This window comes from Nostoc sp. FACHB-280 (assembly GCF_014697615.1).
GTDB lineage: Bacteria > Cyanobacteriota > Cyanobacteriia > Cyanobacteriales > Nostocaceae > Nostoc_B.
Window position 1 is genome coordinate 166,925 of the sequence record NZ_JACJSD010000012.1, and the last position, 16,142, is coordinate 183,066.

Sequence of the window (16,142 nt, forward strand, 5' to 3'; positions counted from 1 at the left end):
TAATTACCTTTATTTATGGCAGTATTACACCCTTCTCCTTTAGGTAGCAAAAAAAATACACGGACAGTCGGGCGCAATTTTCAGTCTATATTTTTGATGATCTTTACCCTCACAATGCTAAGTGGCATCGGGGCGCGGTTGGCATATTTGCAAATTGTTGAGGGAAACATACACCGCCAACGCGCCGAGTCTAACCGCATTCGAGTTATTGCCAAACAGCCAGAAAGGGGAAATATTTTTGACCGCAATGGCAAACTTTTAGCCAGTACCCGCTATCCCCGTTCCGTGTATCTTTGGCCAATGGCGCACACCAAACCCTCTTGGCCAATTGTGGGGCCGAGGTTAGCCAGCATTTTAGATATTCCCCAAGCAGACATTGAAAAAAAGCTAGATGAAGCAGGTGCAAATTCATCTTCTTTAATCAGAATTGCCCGTGATTTAAATGAAGCCCAAGTCACAGCAATCAAAGAGTATGAAAACGAACTACCAGAAGTGGAAATTCACACGGAAGCTGTACGTTATTATCCCCACGGCACAGCATTAGCCCATGTACTTGGTTATACCAGAGAATTAACAGCAGAACAGTTAAAAGAAAGAAAACAAGACGGCTACCGTTTAGGCGATGTTATCGGCCAGATGGGAGTCGAAAAAGCTTACGAGAAACTGTTGCGGGGTGAATGGGGTGGTCAGCAAGTAGAAGTAGATGGGGCTGGGCGACCGTTGCGGGTGTTAGGAGAAAAACAAGCCAAAGCCGGGAATGATTTGCATTTAACTTTAGATTTAGACATTCAAAGAGCTGCCGAAAAAGCTTTAGGCGATCGCGATGGTGCTATAGTAGCCATCAACCCCAAAAATGGCTCAGTTTTAGCCTTAGTTTCCCATCCCACCTTTGACCCCAACATCTTTTCTAAACAGAAACTCACGCAAAAAGACTGGGAATCGGTACAAGGTGAAGACCATCCCCTAGTGAATCGCGCCCTCAGCGCCTTTCCCCCCGCCAGCACCTTTAAAATTGTCACAACCACAGCCGGCTTAGAATCAGGCAAATTTTCCCCCAGTACAATTTTACAAACCTACGGTTCTTTAACCATTGGTGGAACCAGATTTGGCGAGTGGAACCACGCAGGTTTCGGGCCTTTAGGATTTGTCGGCGCGATGCAATGGAGTAGTGATACCTTCTTTTATCAAATAGGTAGAGGTGTTGGCGGCCCGGCTTTAATTGAATGGACGCGCAAATATGGATTTGGTCAAAAAACTGGCTTTGAGTTCGCCTCAGAAGAAGCCAAAGGATTAGTCCCCGATGAAAACTGGAAGCAAAAAGCCTGGAAAATACCCTGGACTGTAGGCGACACAATTAATATGTCTATTGGTCAAGGTGCTTTACAAACCACACCTTTACAAGTAGCAATTATGTTTGCAGTCCCCGCTAACGGCGGCTATCGAGTCCAGCCACATTTACTTAAAGATAATGAAGATGCTCAAAGTTGGCGCGAATCTTTAAATATGAAGCCGACAACCGTTAAAATTTTGCGTGATGGACTGCGGAAAGTTGTTTCTGACGGTACAGGTAAGGTTTTAAATAAACCCACAATTCCCCCTGTAGCTGGTAAAAGTGGTACAGCCGAAGCGTGGAAACGTCGTGTTAAACAAAATCATGCTTGGTTTGGTGCTTACGCGCCAGCCGATAATCCAGACTTGCTAATTGTCGCCTTTGCAGAACATTCTGGTGGTGGTGGTGGTAGCGTCGCCGCGCCGATGATTCTACAAATTATGGAAGATTACTATCAAAGGAAGTATCCAGGTAAGTATCAAAAACCAGAAGCGAAAAAACAATAGTGTGAAAGATTGCTAAGTCTGGTAATGTTTGGTTTTTCAAAATAAAATTCAGAAGTCAGGAGCGAGAATTTGGTATGACATTCGTGGTGATATTCTTGATTTGGTGATGAGAGTTGATTTCTCAAACAATTAGGCTACGATCCACTGACAGTCTCTGCGTTACCTAAGCAAGAACCAGTATTAGTCAAGTAGGATATGCGATCGCCTACCCTACCTGACTGAGTATACTAACCTTTGTGGGCGATCGCCTTTTTAGACTTTAGTAGCACGGAAACCGATGGGGCCTTCACCTGCATAGGTAATGGTTCCAGTTAAGGTTTTTCCACCATCATTAGATGTAACATTCACTGCCACTACATTCTGTCCGGCGCGACTACCAATTAACCAAGTTCCACCAGCATTCCAGGGCGCGGAAGAACCTCCCCATTGGTTTTCTACGTTGTAGTTGTTGCTACCAAAAAGGTTGCCTCTAAAACCGATGGGGCCTTCACCTGTATAGGTGTTAGTTCCAGTTAAGGTTTTTCCACCATCATTAGAGGTAACATTCACTGCTACTACATTTTGATTATCCCGGCTGCCCAGTACCCAAGTTCCACCAGGATTCCAAGGTGCAGAAGAACCTCCCCATTGGTTTTCTACAGTATAGACACTGCCATTTGCAGCCGCACTCTTAAAGCCGATGGGGCCTTCGCCTGCATAAGTTATTGTTCCATTGAAGGTGTTACCACCGTCGTTGGATGTGATATCAATTGCCACAACATTTTGATTTCCCCGGCTACCGAGTACCCAACTTCCACCAGGATTCCAAGGCGCAGAAGCACCTCCCCACTGATTTTCTACTTTATATGTGTCGCTGGTAGTTAAGGTAGCTCTAAAACCAATTGGCCCTTCACCAGCATAAGTCGTGGTTCCATTCAGAGTCTTACCATTGTCGTTTGATGTAACTTTCAGTGCAACAACACGTTGATTTGATCTGCCTCCAATTACCCATGCACCACCGGGATTCCAAGGCGCAGAAGCACCACCCCACTGGTTTTGGACGATATAGAGATTGTTAATTGTTGCAGTAATTGTCATTTTTTTCTCCAATGTTTTGATGATTTAGTTCAGGGTTCTCCTTTAGGAACCCCATTTGATTTCTGAAAACATAGGTGAGTTCCAGCACAATTGAGAGTGAATTATTTCACTCACTTACAACTTTTATTAGGTATTGCCAAGCTTACTAGCTCAAAGCTAGTTAAGCTACTCTGATATATATGTCTTCAGAAATCAAATAGGATTCCTACAGAGCAATTTCCAAAGCACGTCTAAAATCTGGCTAGAGACTTTTTAGAAGCTGTTTACTGGACATCAAAGCCTTATTTTAGACTTGCTATATTCTTCTAATATCTTGACTAATATGGTGCGGTTTTATTGATGGTTCAGATTGATTTACTGAATCAATCCTAAACATAGGGAACTATTTAGAAGTCATCAGTGTATCTTGATTTTGTGAAAAATCAAATGTGATAACTATGTGACAATGCTATTCAATGAATTTTCATTTGTCAATACGTTAAGCAGCTATCTGCTGCTTTAATTTAATTTACAAATCAGGAAATAAGTCTAACAATCAGACATTTAAGACATTTAAGATTACTAAACTAAATAAAATCAGACATTTAAGACACTTAACAGGTTAATTCAGAATTTCTTATGCAATTTATAAATATCTTAAAGAAGTTGGGGATCTGATATATAGCAGTCCTATTTGAGAAATGAACAAAAGAGACAAGGAAGACAAGGGAGATTAGGGAGACAAGGTAGAGAGAGTTTGTATATCATTTAGGATTGCTATAATGTCCGGTCAAATACTTATCATTAAGGCTACAGAGGGAGCAGCACCTCGACTTCGCTCGGCGACCGGAAACAGAGGAGCAGAGGAGATGGTTTTAACGTTTCTGCACAGATTTCTGGAATCATAACTGATTAACCGGACATGATCTGAACTCTCCAAATTTTGAGATTGATTAATGTTTACTATTTCTTAATTCATCTAAAGAAATAGCAAAAGTTAATTTACATCATGAAAATTACAATTAGTGTTTTGGTAGTTGTTTGAACTGGGTAATTGTAGAAAGCTTGGCTAACATTTGTGTGCGAGATGAAACTTCTAGCTTGCGGAACATTCTTTTTAAAGCTTGTTTAACAGAGTTCTGGGTAATCCACAGTTCACGACTTATTTCTGCATTGCTACACCCTTGCGCGACTAGGGTAGCAATTTCCACTTCTCTAGGGGTTAAATTTGTTGTTTGTAAAGGTGGATGTGGGGATTTATTCATTGTGACCCAAGTGGAAATATGCAGGCAAATCGCACTTAAATCTGTGAGATTTTGCGAATCGAAGCTAGGTATATCTTGTTGACGGGTAAAACCTAATGCACCAACTAATTTACCAGTGCTGACAATTGGCCCGGCCATGACATGATAATGATCGGGACGGGGACAAATCAATTTCCATGTTTTTGGTTCGACTACTAAGGCTTCGTGAACTGGGGCGTGGCGTTCTAGTAAGTAGCGTGCAACTGGGTTGTATTGGGGTGACAAGGCAATTTGTATTGCTTTGTCAATCAGATGAGTTTGATCAAAGAAAAACAGCCCACTGCGTGTAGCGGCAAAATACTGACTGATATCTGTGGATATGTGCGATCGCAATGTCTGTTCATCTTGAGCTTGAGCAATTGCCCGAAATATATCTTGTAACGCAACCATAGGCAAATTGTACACTTTCGAGGTCTAGAAGCAATACCACTACCAAATTTATCTTAGAGCAAAGTACTGAGTGCAGATTTTGGGATAAAGTAACTATGACTACAAATTCTGATTACGCTGATCCATCAGTTATCGTTGATACTCAATGGTTAGCAGATCATCTTTATGATCTGAATGTTCGTATTGTTGAAGTAGATACAAGTCCAGAGCCTTACAAAAATGCTCATCTACCAGGTGCTGTATTTTGGAATATTTTTACAGACTTGCTCTTACCAGATTTCAAAATTAATTTAGATGCGATCGCTTTTGCCAAACTCATGGCACGCTCTGGTATCACTAATGATACAATAGTAATTGCTTATGGCAATTATCCCGGCATAGGCGGCTGGATTTTTTGGTTATTAAAAGTCTTTGGTCATGATAATGTCCGAGTTCTCAATGGCGGCTATCAAAAATGGCAATCAGAAAATCGTCCACTCGCAACTCAGTTATCTACATTTCCATCCACTGATTATCAACCCCAAGCGCCTGATCATAGTTTGAGAGTCTTACATCCTGAAGTTGAAACTGCAATTCATCAACAGGAACGCATTTTGTTAGATGTCCGCACAATTCAAGAGTACAACGGCGAGTGGTTTTTTAACCAACCACCCAAAGCCAATGAACGCACTGGACATATCCCCGGCGCAGTTCATCTGGAACATATCCTGACACTGAATGAGGACGGTACTTTTAAATCATTTGCTGAACTAAAAAATCTTTATACCAGCCAAGGTATTACACCTGATAAAGAAATTTTTCCCTATTGTGCGATCGGTGGTCGTTCTGGATACACTTGGTTTGTCTTAAAGTATTTACTAGGGTATCCAAATGTTCGCAATTACGACGGCTCTTGGAATGAATGGAGTCGTTTAACTCATGTCCCTATTCATCACTTGTGTAAACAATGAGTAGAAAGTAGGAAAAAGCCTTGTCTGAATGTACTGGTTTTTTCCAAAATCAAATCAGAGTCTTAATCTAGTGTTGTTTTCTTCTTAGGACTTACACAGTGATACCAAAATCCAAGTTTAAGATGAGTTGGAGTTGTAAATTAACTAAACTAACTCTAGGATTGTTTCTGAAATAGTTGCCAGTTCAGAGTTAAATAGCACGGGAGAATTGTTTGTCTTGTTTTTGATTATGAGCATCAAAAACAACCGCAATATTCCTGACTAATAACCTGCCGATGTCTGTAATTTGCAGGTGATGGGCAGATAATTTCAGTAATCCATCTTCGACTAATGGCTGTAGTGCTGCTAATTCTTGGGAGAAATATTCATCAAAATTGATGTGATATTTCTCTTCAATATCTTGTTTGTACAACTGAAAATGAGACATAATGCACATGATGACTTCGCGCCGAATAATGTCATCTTGAGTAAGTTTGATCCCTTTACTCACAGGTAAAACATGATTATCAACTGCTTGATAATATTCTTTGAGTTGTTTATGGTTTTGGACATAAGCATCGTTCAACATACTAATTGATGTAGCACCAAACCCAAACAAATCTGTGCCGGCGTGGGTAGTGTAGCCTTGGAAGTTGCGTTGTAGGGTGCGATTTCGTTGAGCGATCGCTAATTCATCGTTCGATTTAGCAAAATGATCCATTCCAATAAATAAATACTGGCTACTGGTTAATTCCTCAATGGTCATTTTGAGAATTTCTAACTTTTCTTGCGGTTTTGGTAATGCTTCTGGGGGAATATTTTTTTGTGCTGGTTTTAACCAAGGCACATAAGCAAAGTTAAACACTACAATTCGGTCTGGATCTAATGCAACGGTCTTTCTAATTGTGTCTCGAAATGTGTGCAGGGTTTGATAAGGTAAACCATAAATTAAATCAACATTCACACTATCAAACTTGGCTGCTTTAATCCAATCCATGACATTAAATAACAAGTCTTCTGGCTGGATGCGATTCACAGCGACTTGGACTTCATTATTAAAGTCTTGAATACCAAAACTCACACGATTAAATCCTAGCTCTCGTAAAAAGAAAATATATTCTTTATCAACGTAGCGGGGATTAATTTCAATGGAAATTTCGGCTTGGGGGTCAAATTCAAAATGCTGTGTAATCTTCTTCCACAAAAATTCTACTTGCTCTAGGTCTAAATAATTTGGTGTACCGCCACCCCAGTGCATTTGCAACACCTTTCTATCGGGAGAAATCAAGGTAGACATCTGCTTGATTTCTTGTGCTAAACGTTCTAGATAAGGTTTGGCAATATTCTTGTTGTTGGAAATTACTGTATTACAGCCGCAGAAATAACAAGCACTTTGACAGAAAGGAATGTGGAAATAAAATGATAGCGGAGATTTTCTGTGGTTGGAAGCTGCGATCGCTGTATGAAAATCCTCTGTTGTAAATGTTTCGCTTAACTCGGTAGCTGGTGGATAACTTGTATATCTCGGTGCTGCTGTGTCGTACTTTTTGATCAAATCCAAATCAAACTTGACACTGGGTAATATGAATACCATCAAAACCTCCAATGTAATGGTTAGGCTAGATTTTCAAACTTCCAAAAAATCAGCCTAAGTACTTGTTTGTATTGCTAGAGGCAGAAGGCAGGGGGCAGAAGGCAGAAGGTAGAAGGTAAAATATTACTCCTGCTTTTACATTCTCAAAGTTTCCTGCCCTATCTGACTAAAGCTATATGGTTAATAGAAGCGGCAATTTGTTACTTTCACCAATATCAACAATCCAACAAATTGCCCATAGATTTTGTATGCGCTAGTGCAAAGCAGGAGAAATAATCAGGCACTCACAAACAATTAAGGTAAGGAGAAGAATGCTGAGTAAGATATTTATTTACTCCTGCCTTCTGCCTTCCGCCTCCTGCCTTTTCCTACTAGCTGCTGTCTAGTTTAGATATCAGTTGTAGTGCATGATGTGTTGACTCAAACCAAACAGCAAAATTTTGCGAAAATTAATTAGTGGCAGTTGCTTCTGTACTACCAGGATTACTTGCACGAGTCAAGTTATTAAATAATACTTGACCGATCGCTTTAATTAAACTTCCTTCTAGTTCCTCAGCCATTTGCATATTCAAACTAAAGGCATAATTGGCTTCAGCAACAATTTTGTCTGCTGTCGTATCATCTACTGGTACAGCGTTTAAAGCTTCACGGTATTTATCTTTAAATGCTTTTTTGTCGGGAATTTGGTCAAAGTTATAAAAAGAAGTACCCTCATAGCCAGACAGCTTGAGGGTAGATTGAGCAATTTTTTGTAACATCTGACCGCCAGAAAGGTCGCCCATGTAGCGCGTGTAGGCGTGACCAATTAATAATGCAGGTTCATAAGCAGATAATTGTTGAATGCGGGCGATGTATTTTTTGCCATTGTTGGAAGGTGCGATTAAATTGCGCCAGTTGCTGCCGTAGTAAAACACCATGTCTGTTTCTAAAGCTGCCTGACGATTTAATTCAGGAAAGTACATTCCACCAATTACCGGGTTATTTTGCTGGCTGGCTAATGCTGCTTCGAGTTCACTGTAAACAAAATACAAGTTACCCAAAAACTTCGCAAAGCAGTCTTTATCAACCACACCTTTAAGAAAACATTTCATAAATCCCACATTTTCGGCGGCGGTGTGGGCTTTTTGCGTACCAGTACGCAGTTTGAGGGCTAGGTTACTACTCATTTTGGATTCCTTTATCACCGACTTACATTGACTTGAGGGGCTGGGGATTAGGGGTGAGAGGCTAGAGGTTAGAGGCTAGAGGTTGGTTTTAATGACTCAGCACTCACACTTCGACTTACCTCGACTTCGCTCGGTACAAGTCGCTCAGTGAACAACACTCAGCACTCAAAACTCACCACTTTCAAAAGAATTTACGTCAGAGATATAAGGATTGTTATTCTAGATGTAGAGGGGAAAAGTATCGGCATCACTATCACTTCAACCAGCAACTACCATTGCCGATACTGTTTTAAGAGATTTTGTTCTCCCAAAATCATTTAACTATCAATACTTGTATAACTATACAGCTATTAATATTTCTTTATATTCCCCAATATTTAGACAAATTTAGAGATGTTGCATTGCTACTTCACTCAAAAGCGGGGAAATTAGCAGTAAAACCACAGCTACAACCCTGAAAAGCCTAAGCATTAAGGTTATCTCGTGAAATTTGCTTTTCAATAATTTAACTGATGTGGAGTAACAACATTTTATGCTTATATAGCTATTAAAACATAAAATAATGTAAAGGAGTCTCATGGTCGATTCAGTTGCAACCCCAGAGCCGCAATTGCTAAAGCCGGGTGTTAAAGCGCCTGTTGCAGAAACTTTATTAACACCCAGGTTTTACACTACAGACTTTGATGCAGTAGCAAGATTGGATATATCGGCTAATGAGGCTGAAATTAAGGCTGTGATTGATGAACTGCGGGCTGATTATAACCGCCATCACTTTGTGCGTGATGATGAGTTTAAGCAATCATGGGATCACATTACAGGAGAAAAACGCCGCGCCTTTATTGATTTTTTAGAACGCTCTTGTACTTCGGAGTTTTCTGGGTTTCTTTTATTTAAAGAATTATCACGTCGTCTGAAAAAAAATAACCCGTTGCTATCTCAAGCGTTTGAATATTTGGCGCGGGATGAGGCTCGTCATGCAGGGTTTTTGAATAAATCAATGGCAGATTTGAACTTGTCACTAGATTTAAACTTTTTAACCAAAAACCGCACATATACCTTTTTCCCGCCAGAGTGGGTTATTTACACAGTTTACCTATCGGAGAAAATTGGTTATTGGCGGTATATCTTAGTGCATCAGCACATGCAAGAGCATCCAGAATATCAGTTTTATCCGTTGTTCCGTAAGTTTGAGAGTTGGTGTCAAGACGAAAATCGCCACGGAGATTTCTTTAAAGCGTTGTTGCGATCGCAAACTAAACTCTGGAAAAGTTGGACAGCAAAATTGTGGGTGCGGTTCTTTTTGCTGACTGTGTTTGCGACCCATACAATGACTGTATTTGAACGCGCATCATTCTACGAAACGATTGGGATTCATCCTCGTAAATACAACAACAGAGTTATTCAAGAGACAAATAACACTTCTGCACGGGCATTTCCCCTCATCTTGAATACAAATCACCCGTTATTTTTCTGGCGCTTAGAACAGTGTTCGGAAAATAACTTGAAACTAGCTGCAATTAAAAATAGTAATCAGCCAGGTATAGTGAAATTTTTCCAACAAATTCCGCCAATTGTTGCTATTTTTTGGCACATGTTACAGCTATACCTAATTAAACCAATTGAGACCGAATCTACACGCGGTACAGTTCTTTAATTGGTTTTGTTGAGCTATTGCTTTTAGGTGGACACAATTATTTAGAAGACGCATTTCGACTCCCTTCGGCTACGCTCAGGGCGAGTCGCTCAATGCTCAATAGACCTAATAAAAGAGGGTTGAGCGGAGCGATGCACTGAGCCTGTCGAAGTGTCGAAACCCGTTCATTTCAATTTAGGTTTAATTTATTTCTTATACTTAACTATAGGAATACGGTTTTATTCCCGAATTTACTGGTGTGCCAAGAAAGTAGGGAAGAAGTCTTGTCTAAATTAACTAATTGTTTTTAGAAGTTGAATATTAGTCCTATGGTTGCTAATAAAATAATCATAAATTATTTTGCTACATCATATCCCCGATTTATTAAATAATTCGGGGATATTTATTTAGGTAAAAAGTGTGTTATTAGTGCCATTTTTTATTTCAAAAATAAGTTCTGTAGATTAATTATCTACGTACGTATATCTGTTGATAGATAAGAAAATTACGCCGCGAGATTGAGGAAAATTATAGCGAAAAAGGATAGTAATAGGATTATTGAACTCAATAAATTTGTAATCACAAGATTTTAACTGATTAGGAGAAGTGAAAATGGTTGTTGGTGTACGGAGACGATCTATAGGTGTATTTTCTAATCGCAGGGATGCTGAAGAAGCATTACATGAATTGAGAAATTCTGGCTTTCCGATGGATAGAGTCTCTGTGATTGCTAGAGATGCTGATGGTAGAGATGAGATTGCTGGTACACAAGTCAGCGATCGCGTGGGTGATAAGTCTGACGAAGGTGCTGCGGTGGGTGCAGCGACAGGTGGTGCTTTAGGCGGTTTAACAGGCTTATTAGTTGGTCTCGGAACTTTAGCCATCCCTGGGATTGGGCCAATTATGTTGGCTGGTGCAACGGCAACAGCGATCGCTACTACTATTGCTGGGGCTGGTATTGGTGCAGTTGCTGGTAGCTTGATTGGCGCTTTGATTGGTTTGGGAATCCCTGAAGAACGGGCTAGAGTTTATAACGAACGTGTCCAACGCGGTGGTTATTTGGTCATCGTCGATGGTACAGATGATGAAATTGCCAGAGCTGAAGCTATCTTACATCGTCGAGGAATTGAAGAGTATGGTATTTACAACCATCCTCATACTCATGAAGCTCATCAGACAACTGGTTATGCTAAACATGCTTTAGGTTACTTTAATCTGCGTCAAGATGCAGAAGCCGCAATTAATGATTTACGAGTAGCTGGCTTTCCTCTGAGCCAAATTTCCTTGATTCATCGGGAGTCAATTGATCAAGCAGCTTTAAGAGGGGTAAATTATAGCGATCGCCTGGATGCAGTGCGCTATGGATTACCAGATGACCGTACTCGCTTTTATAACGAGCGCATCAATCACGGTGATTACATCGTTGCAGTCAGTGGTACAGATGACGAAATTCATCGGGCTGCGGCGATTCTCAACCGCCATAGAATTCAACAGTGGCAAATTTTTGACCCCCACAGCCACGCTACTACAGCCTCCAATGCAACCCTACATCAGAACCGCCGCGCTGTAGGTGTATTTTCCCACCGCCGTGATGCAGAAGCCGCACTACATGACCTGAGAGATGCTGGTTTCCCCATGAATCGCGTTTCACTGATTGCTAAAGACACAAATGGTCATGGTGTGGCTGGTGTCGGTAACAAAGCTGATGAAGGTGCGAAAGCCGGAGCCGCAACAGGTGGTGCATTAGGTGGTTTAGGCGGCTTATTAGTTGGTCTGGGTGCATTAGCCATCCCCGGAATTGGGCCTGTAATTGCTGGTGGTGCATTAGCAACCGCTTTAGCCACAACTGTAGCTGGTGGTGCGATTGGTGCAGCTGCGGGTGGTTTGGTTGGTGCATTAGTTGGATTAGGGATTCCTGAAGACCGAGCAAGAGTTTATAGCGATCGCTTCCAACGCGGCGATTACTTAGTCATGGTTGATGGTACAGACGCAGAAATTCAACACGCTCGCACAATTCTGCAACGTCGCGGTATTGAAGACTTTGACATCTTTGATGCAACTGATGTTGATACCGAATCCCATCGCGGTTTGGATTGGACAAGACATCAAGAAACCCCAGTGATTGAAACTGGCCACACTCATCATCCGGTAACAGGCGATCGCACAGATTCCACCGTCACCATTGTTGATCGCCGGGACGACCTGCTTTAACTAAAACAAAAAACCCTTCATAGTCAATCTATTGATCATTAAACCAATGAAAAAACTAGCTCCCTTTTTTGTTAGTAGTTTATTACTTCTTGGTGTTGCTGCTTGCCAAAATCCTTCCAAAACCAGCGAATCAGCACCAGATACAGTAAGTCAAAATCCTGCTTCTCCAGCTGCACAAACAACTCAAGAAGCAAAAGAAGATGCTCAAAGTGAACTGCGCCGCCGACAACTAAATGAAGATATCCGGGCGCGAGAACAACGCAACAATGCTACTGGTGGCGATACCCAAAGAGCTACAGGCGACTTAGCTAGTGAAGTTCGTTCTAAATTAGAAGCCAACATTCCTGATGGTCAGCTTACAGTTGCTGCTGACGAAAAAGGTACAGTCACTGTGAATGGTACTGTCAAAAATCAGGATCAGCTGAATAAGATTCAGCCTCTAGCACAAGAAATCAAAGGTGTGAAGAGCGTAGTTAACAAAGTTGTTGTTGCTGCTCCTAAACAATAATTGAGTTATAGCAGGAGGTAGGAGGTAGGAGGAAAAGTCTTACTATCATTTGCATTCAAGCTTTCTCACTGTCCTAACATATCTGACTACCGCTATAACCACAAATCACCTCACATCAATAGTAGTAAGGTAGGTCATGAAATTACATCAAAATCATGTATGACAAGCATGTTGAGCATTACCCACCTGACCTTACTAGCTGGTGACAGACATAACTTAGCAAATCTCGAAAACGTTATGATGAGTAATCAGAGGTGAGTTTTCAGTTGTTGTAGAGACGTTGTGTACAACGTCTCTACAGAATTTATTTATATAAGGCAGTTTCTCATACAGTTTAGATAACCTTTGATTTATTCCGCTATTTCATTTTCTGTGCCTTTCTTTGTACAATTTCTGTGATTAGTAACATTCTAAAAATATGGCACTTGAACAAGAATTCAATTCTGTAGATGTAACATCTTCAACAAGTACAGTAGCCATTGAAGGTGTAGATACACAAAACTTACCAAAACTGCCACCGGCGGCTGAACCTGAGACGCAATGGCAGCAAATAACTCGCCAAATATCGCAGTTTATAGATCAGTTACCCGATAATTTAAATCGCTTTTGGCAAGCTTATCAATTACCTTTAATTGCTGTAGTTTTAGTTTTAGCAGCTACTGTTATACTGAGAGTTGCGATCGCCATCCTCAATGCCATTAACGACCTACCCCTGTTAGAACCCACTTTAGAGTTAATTGGCATTGTTTACTCGACTTGGTTTGTATTTCGTTATCTTTTACAAGCTTCCACTCGCCAAGAATTGTGGGCTGAAATTCGCGCTTTAACAGCCCAAACTTTGGGAGATTGAAGAAATCTGAAGTCTGAATTAGTAGTGGCGTGTCTAGACTAAAATAGAGCATAAAAATGACTCTTGTGGTGTGGGCATCCTGCCCGCACCGGACGGGCTAGAAGCCCATCCCACAAGAAATTTATAATGCAAGATTTAAGGCTTGTCACGCCAGTAGGATGCGTTATGGCTTCAGCCATAACGCATCGCTTTATTATTGTATTTTTTAAATTATCAATATCCCTTTGTCTCCCTTGTCCCCCTTATCTCCCTTGTCTATCCATATCACTAACTCACCGTAATCACTACACCCAAACTCTCATTCGCCAACCTATCAACAGCACAAACAGCATAAGTTCCAGGTTGAACTGTGGCGAAGGTTGTACCAGCAGATAAAATACGCTGAAGAGTCCAACTATCACCACTTTGGCGGTAAAGTGTCCAAGACCTGACAGGCTGATTATCTCCTGGTTGCCAGTTCAATTTACCATCTTTAAATTGCAAGGCTTGGGGAGGGGTAACTTGAGCAGCACTGCGCCAAGGCATAGCAGGTACTATTGCAGGTCTAGAATAAAGAGAATTTTTGAATTGATCAGCAATACCGCGCCGATTTTGATTAATCGCACTCATACTAAAGAAAATATTTCCTAGAGATAAGTTACTGGCTAAGTTGCGGGAAATTTTGACTTGTTTATCAATTTCATCGTCTTTCCAAGCTTTACCATCTAGTTGACCAAGATTATTGCCGGCGTAAATATGTCGCTGCTGAGAATTAACTTCTGTCCACCATCTCAGTAGTGCAGGATAACTTTGTTTGCTTTGGTCGATTCGCCAATAAAGTTGCGGTGCTAAATAATCAATCCAACCTTGTTCTAACCATTTGCGTGAGTCAGCATACAGTGTACTGTAAGCATCTAAACCTGTAATTCCCGCAGGTTGTCCGGGGCGATAAATTCCAAATGGACTAATCCCAAATTTGACATGAGGCTTGGTTGTCTTGATTCCTTCCGAAAGCCGCAAAACCATTTGATTGACATTTTCGCGTCGCCAATCATCTAAACTTAATAAACCACCTGCTGCTCTGTATGCTGCGTAGGTTTTATTATCAGGGAAAGATTGCCCTTGGATGGGATAGGGATAAAAATAATCGTCTAAATGAATAGCATCAATGTCATAGCGCCGGACAACATCAAGGATGACATTGTAGGCTCTATCTTGAACAATTTTTGAGCCAGGATCCATCCACAGTTGATTGCCCCACTGATAAACTACTTCTGGATGGGTAATTGCAATGTGGGGGCGGACATTGGGAGAACCCTTGATGCTAGTTTTGGCACGGTAAGGGTTAAACCAAGCGTGAACTTCGATATTGCGTTTGTGACATTCAGCGATCGCAAACTCTAAAGGATCATAAAATGGTTCGGGCGCTTTTCCCTGAGTTCCCGTAATCCAAGCACTCCAAGGTTCTAATTCCGAAGCATACAAAGCATCACCTTCAGGACGCACTTGCAAAATCAAAGCGTTGAAATTCAGTGCTTGCAACTGGTTGACAATTTCTAAAAATTCTGACCTCTGCTGTGCTGTTGGAAGTCCCGCCTTAGAAGGCCAATCACTATTCCACACCGACGCTACCCAAGCCCCACGAAATTCGCGTGTATGGCTGACTTTGACAGTATTAGATACGGGGGGTCTAGGTGTGGGCGTAGGCGTGGGTATTGGTGTGGGAGTCGGTGTGGGCGTGGGCGTGGGTGTTGTGGTTGGTGGAACTACAAGATAAACAGAAGATATCTTTTGGGCATTACCCAGATACACCAAAGCTTGATAAACTATCGCCGCCACATCACCGCGAGTTGCAGCTGTGGCGTAATTAAGTAATTTAATATTGGGGAAACTGGCAACAAAACCTGCACTCGTGGCTAAAGCGATTTGATTTCTGGCATAACCCGGAATGTTAGCTGCGTCTTGATAAATTTGTGGTAGTTGGTTTACTAAGTCAGTTTGGATTTTCGCTGCTATATCTAAACCATTGACTAGAGAAACTAAAACATCACCCCTAGCAATGCGATTATTAGGGCGGAAATATTTATCAGGGTAGCCAGTCAAAAACCCTGTTTCGTAAGCTTTTTGGATGGCACTTGCAGCCCAGTGATTTGCAGGAACATCAACAAAAAGAGAATATTGGCGCTTCCCTGGGACAGTAAACACTGCTGCAACTATCGCCGCAAACTCAGCACGCGTCACTGAGTTATCGGGGCGAAAAGTACCGTTGGGATAGCCATTTAAAATGCGCCGCGCTGCTAAGGCTTCAATAAACGGACGCGCCCAATGGTTTTGAGTGTCTGAGAAGCGTGCAGTAGTAGAGACCATTGTTGATTGCCATTAGTTTGCTTGGCTGGATTCTAACAGCGCGATCGCAATTCCTCCCGGACTTTTGCAGAAATTTTCATATTTGGCAACATTTTCTGGGTTGCGGTGACAGTTGGCGTTAACTAACTCCGTCATTCTTCAACTGGAAATAATTTTGCTATGTCCGTAAAAGCTTTGTTATCTAAAAAATATGGCTCTCCCAGACTAGATATGTTAAATTAACAACAGAAATACCAATTTAGTAAAACCCTTCTTCTAAAATTATTAAAGTTAGTTAAGCCATAAGCCCTGCGTTTAATGAGCTTAATCTTCTGATTAA

The 16,142-nt window shown here is 41.3% G+C and carries 13 protein-coding genes; 6 read left to right on the plus strand and 7 right to left on the minus strand.

Annotated elements, in window-relative coordinates; genetic code table 11:
- Positions 1-15: 15 nt before the first annotated feature.
- A complete protein-coding gene (gene mrdA / locus H6G75_RS11560; protein ID WP_190980077.1) occupies positions 16-1,836 on the plus strand; it encodes a penicillin-binding protein 2 in 1,821 nt (606 codons plus the stop codon).
- A gap of 252 nt (positions 1,837-2,088) precedes the next feature.
- Here the strand turns inward: mrdA and H6G75_RS11565 are convergent, their stop codons facing one another.
- Both H6G75_RS11565 and H6G75_RS11570 read right to left on the minus strand, forming a co-directional pair.
- A complete protein-coding gene (locus H6G75_RS11565; protein ID WP_190980078.1) occupies positions 2,089-2,913 on the minus strand; it encodes a lectin ESA-2 in 825 nt (274 codons plus the stop codon).
- 1,001 nt (positions 2,914-3,914) lie between these two features.
- Positions 3,915-4,586 carry a LuxR C-terminal-related transcriptional regulator gene (locus H6G75_RS11570; protein WP_190980079.1) on the minus strand — a complete coding sequence of 224 codons (672 nt, stop codon included), beginning with the start codon at positions 4,584-4,586 and terminating at the stop codon, positions 3,915-3,917.
- Positions 4,587-4,681: 95 nt separating this feature from the next.
- Between H6G75_RS11570 and H6G75_RS11575 the strand changes: the two genes are divergently transcribed.
- Positions 4,682-5,536, plus strand: coding sequence for a sulfurtransferase (locus tag H6G75_RS11575; RefSeq protein WP_190980080.1), 855 nt, complete (start codon positions 4,682-4,684; stop codon positions 5,534-5,536).
- Between the two features lie 190 nt (positions 5,537-5,726).
- Here H6G75_RS11575 and hemN read toward each other — a convergent pair whose 3' ends face one another.
- The gene (gene hemN / locus H6G75_RS11580; protein ID WP_190980081.1) at positions 5,727-7,109 is read right to left on the minus strand and encodes an oxygen-independent coproporphyrinogen III oxidase; all 1,383 of its coding nucleotides are present in this window, start codon (positions 7,107-7,109) and stop codon (positions 5,727-5,729) included.
- A 449-nt stretch (positions 7,110-7,558) separates the two neighbouring features.
- Positions 7,559-8,275, minus strand: a complete 717-nt coding sequence (locus H6G75_RS11585; protein ID WP_190980082.1) for a heme oxygenase (biliverdin-producing) — start codon at positions 8,273-8,275, stop codon at positions 7,559-7,561.
- A 577-nt stretch (positions 8,276-8,852) separates the two neighbouring features.
- On the opposite strand from H6G75_RS11585, the gene acsF reads away from it, so the two are divergent.
- The 4 genes from acsF to H6G75_RS11605 all read left to right on the plus strand — a co-directional run bounded on the left by acsF (position 8,853) and on the right by H6G75_RS11605 (position 13,477).
- The gene (acsF, locus tag H6G75_RS11590) at positions 8,853-9,929 is read left to right on the plus strand and encodes a magnesium-protoporphyrin IX monomethyl ester (oxidative) cyclase (protein WP_190980083.1); all 1,077 of its coding nucleotides are present in this window, start codon (positions 8,853-8,855) and stop codon (positions 9,927-9,929) included.
- A 591-nt stretch (positions 9,930-10,520) separates the two neighbouring features.
- Positions 10,521-12,119, plus strand: a complete 1,599-nt coding sequence (locus tag H6G75_RS11595; protein ID WP_190980084.1) for a general stress protein — start codon at positions 10,521-10,523, stop codon at positions 12,117-12,119.
- Between the two features lie 46 nt (positions 12,120-12,165).
- On the plus strand, positions 12,166-12,627 hold the full coding sequence (locus H6G75_RS11600) for a BON domain-containing protein (RefSeq protein ID WP_190980085.1): 462 nt from the start codon (positions 12,166-12,168) through the stop codon (positions 12,625-12,627).
- A 418-nt stretch (positions 12,628-13,045) separates the two neighbouring features.
- On the plus strand, positions 13,046-13,477 hold the full coding sequence (locus H6G75_RS11605; protein ID WP_190980086.1) for a CAAD domain-containing protein: 432 nt from the start codon (positions 13,046-13,048) through the stop codon (positions 13,475-13,477).
- A gap of 267 nt (positions 13,478-13,744) precedes the next feature.
- Here the strand turns inward: H6G75_RS11605 and H6G75_RS11610 are convergent, their stop codons facing one another.
- The 3 genes from H6G75_RS11610 to H6G75_RS11615 all read right to left on the minus strand — a co-directional run bounded on the left by H6G75_RS11610 (position 13,745) and on the right by H6G75_RS11615 (position 16,131).
- Complete coding sequence (locus H6G75_RS11610; RefSeq protein ID WP_190980087.1) at positions 13,745-15,823, minus strand: family 10 glycosylhydrolase; 2,079 nt, start codon at positions 15,821-15,823, stop codon at positions 13,745-13,747.
- A gap of 12 nt (positions 15,824-15,835) precedes the next feature.
- On the minus strand, positions 15,836-15,958 hold the full coding sequence (locus H6G75_RS33510; protein WP_277884089.1) for a hypothetical protein: 123 nt from the start codon (positions 15,956-15,958) through the stop codon (positions 15,836-15,838).
- Positions 15,959-16,041: 83 nt separating this feature from the next.
- Positions 16,042-16,131, minus strand: a complete 90-nt coding sequence (locus H6G75_RS11615) for a hypothetical protein (RefSeq protein WP_397331879.1) — start codon at positions 16,129-16,131, stop codon at positions 16,042-16,044.
- Between the last annotated feature and the right edge of the window lie 11 nt (positions 16,132-16,142).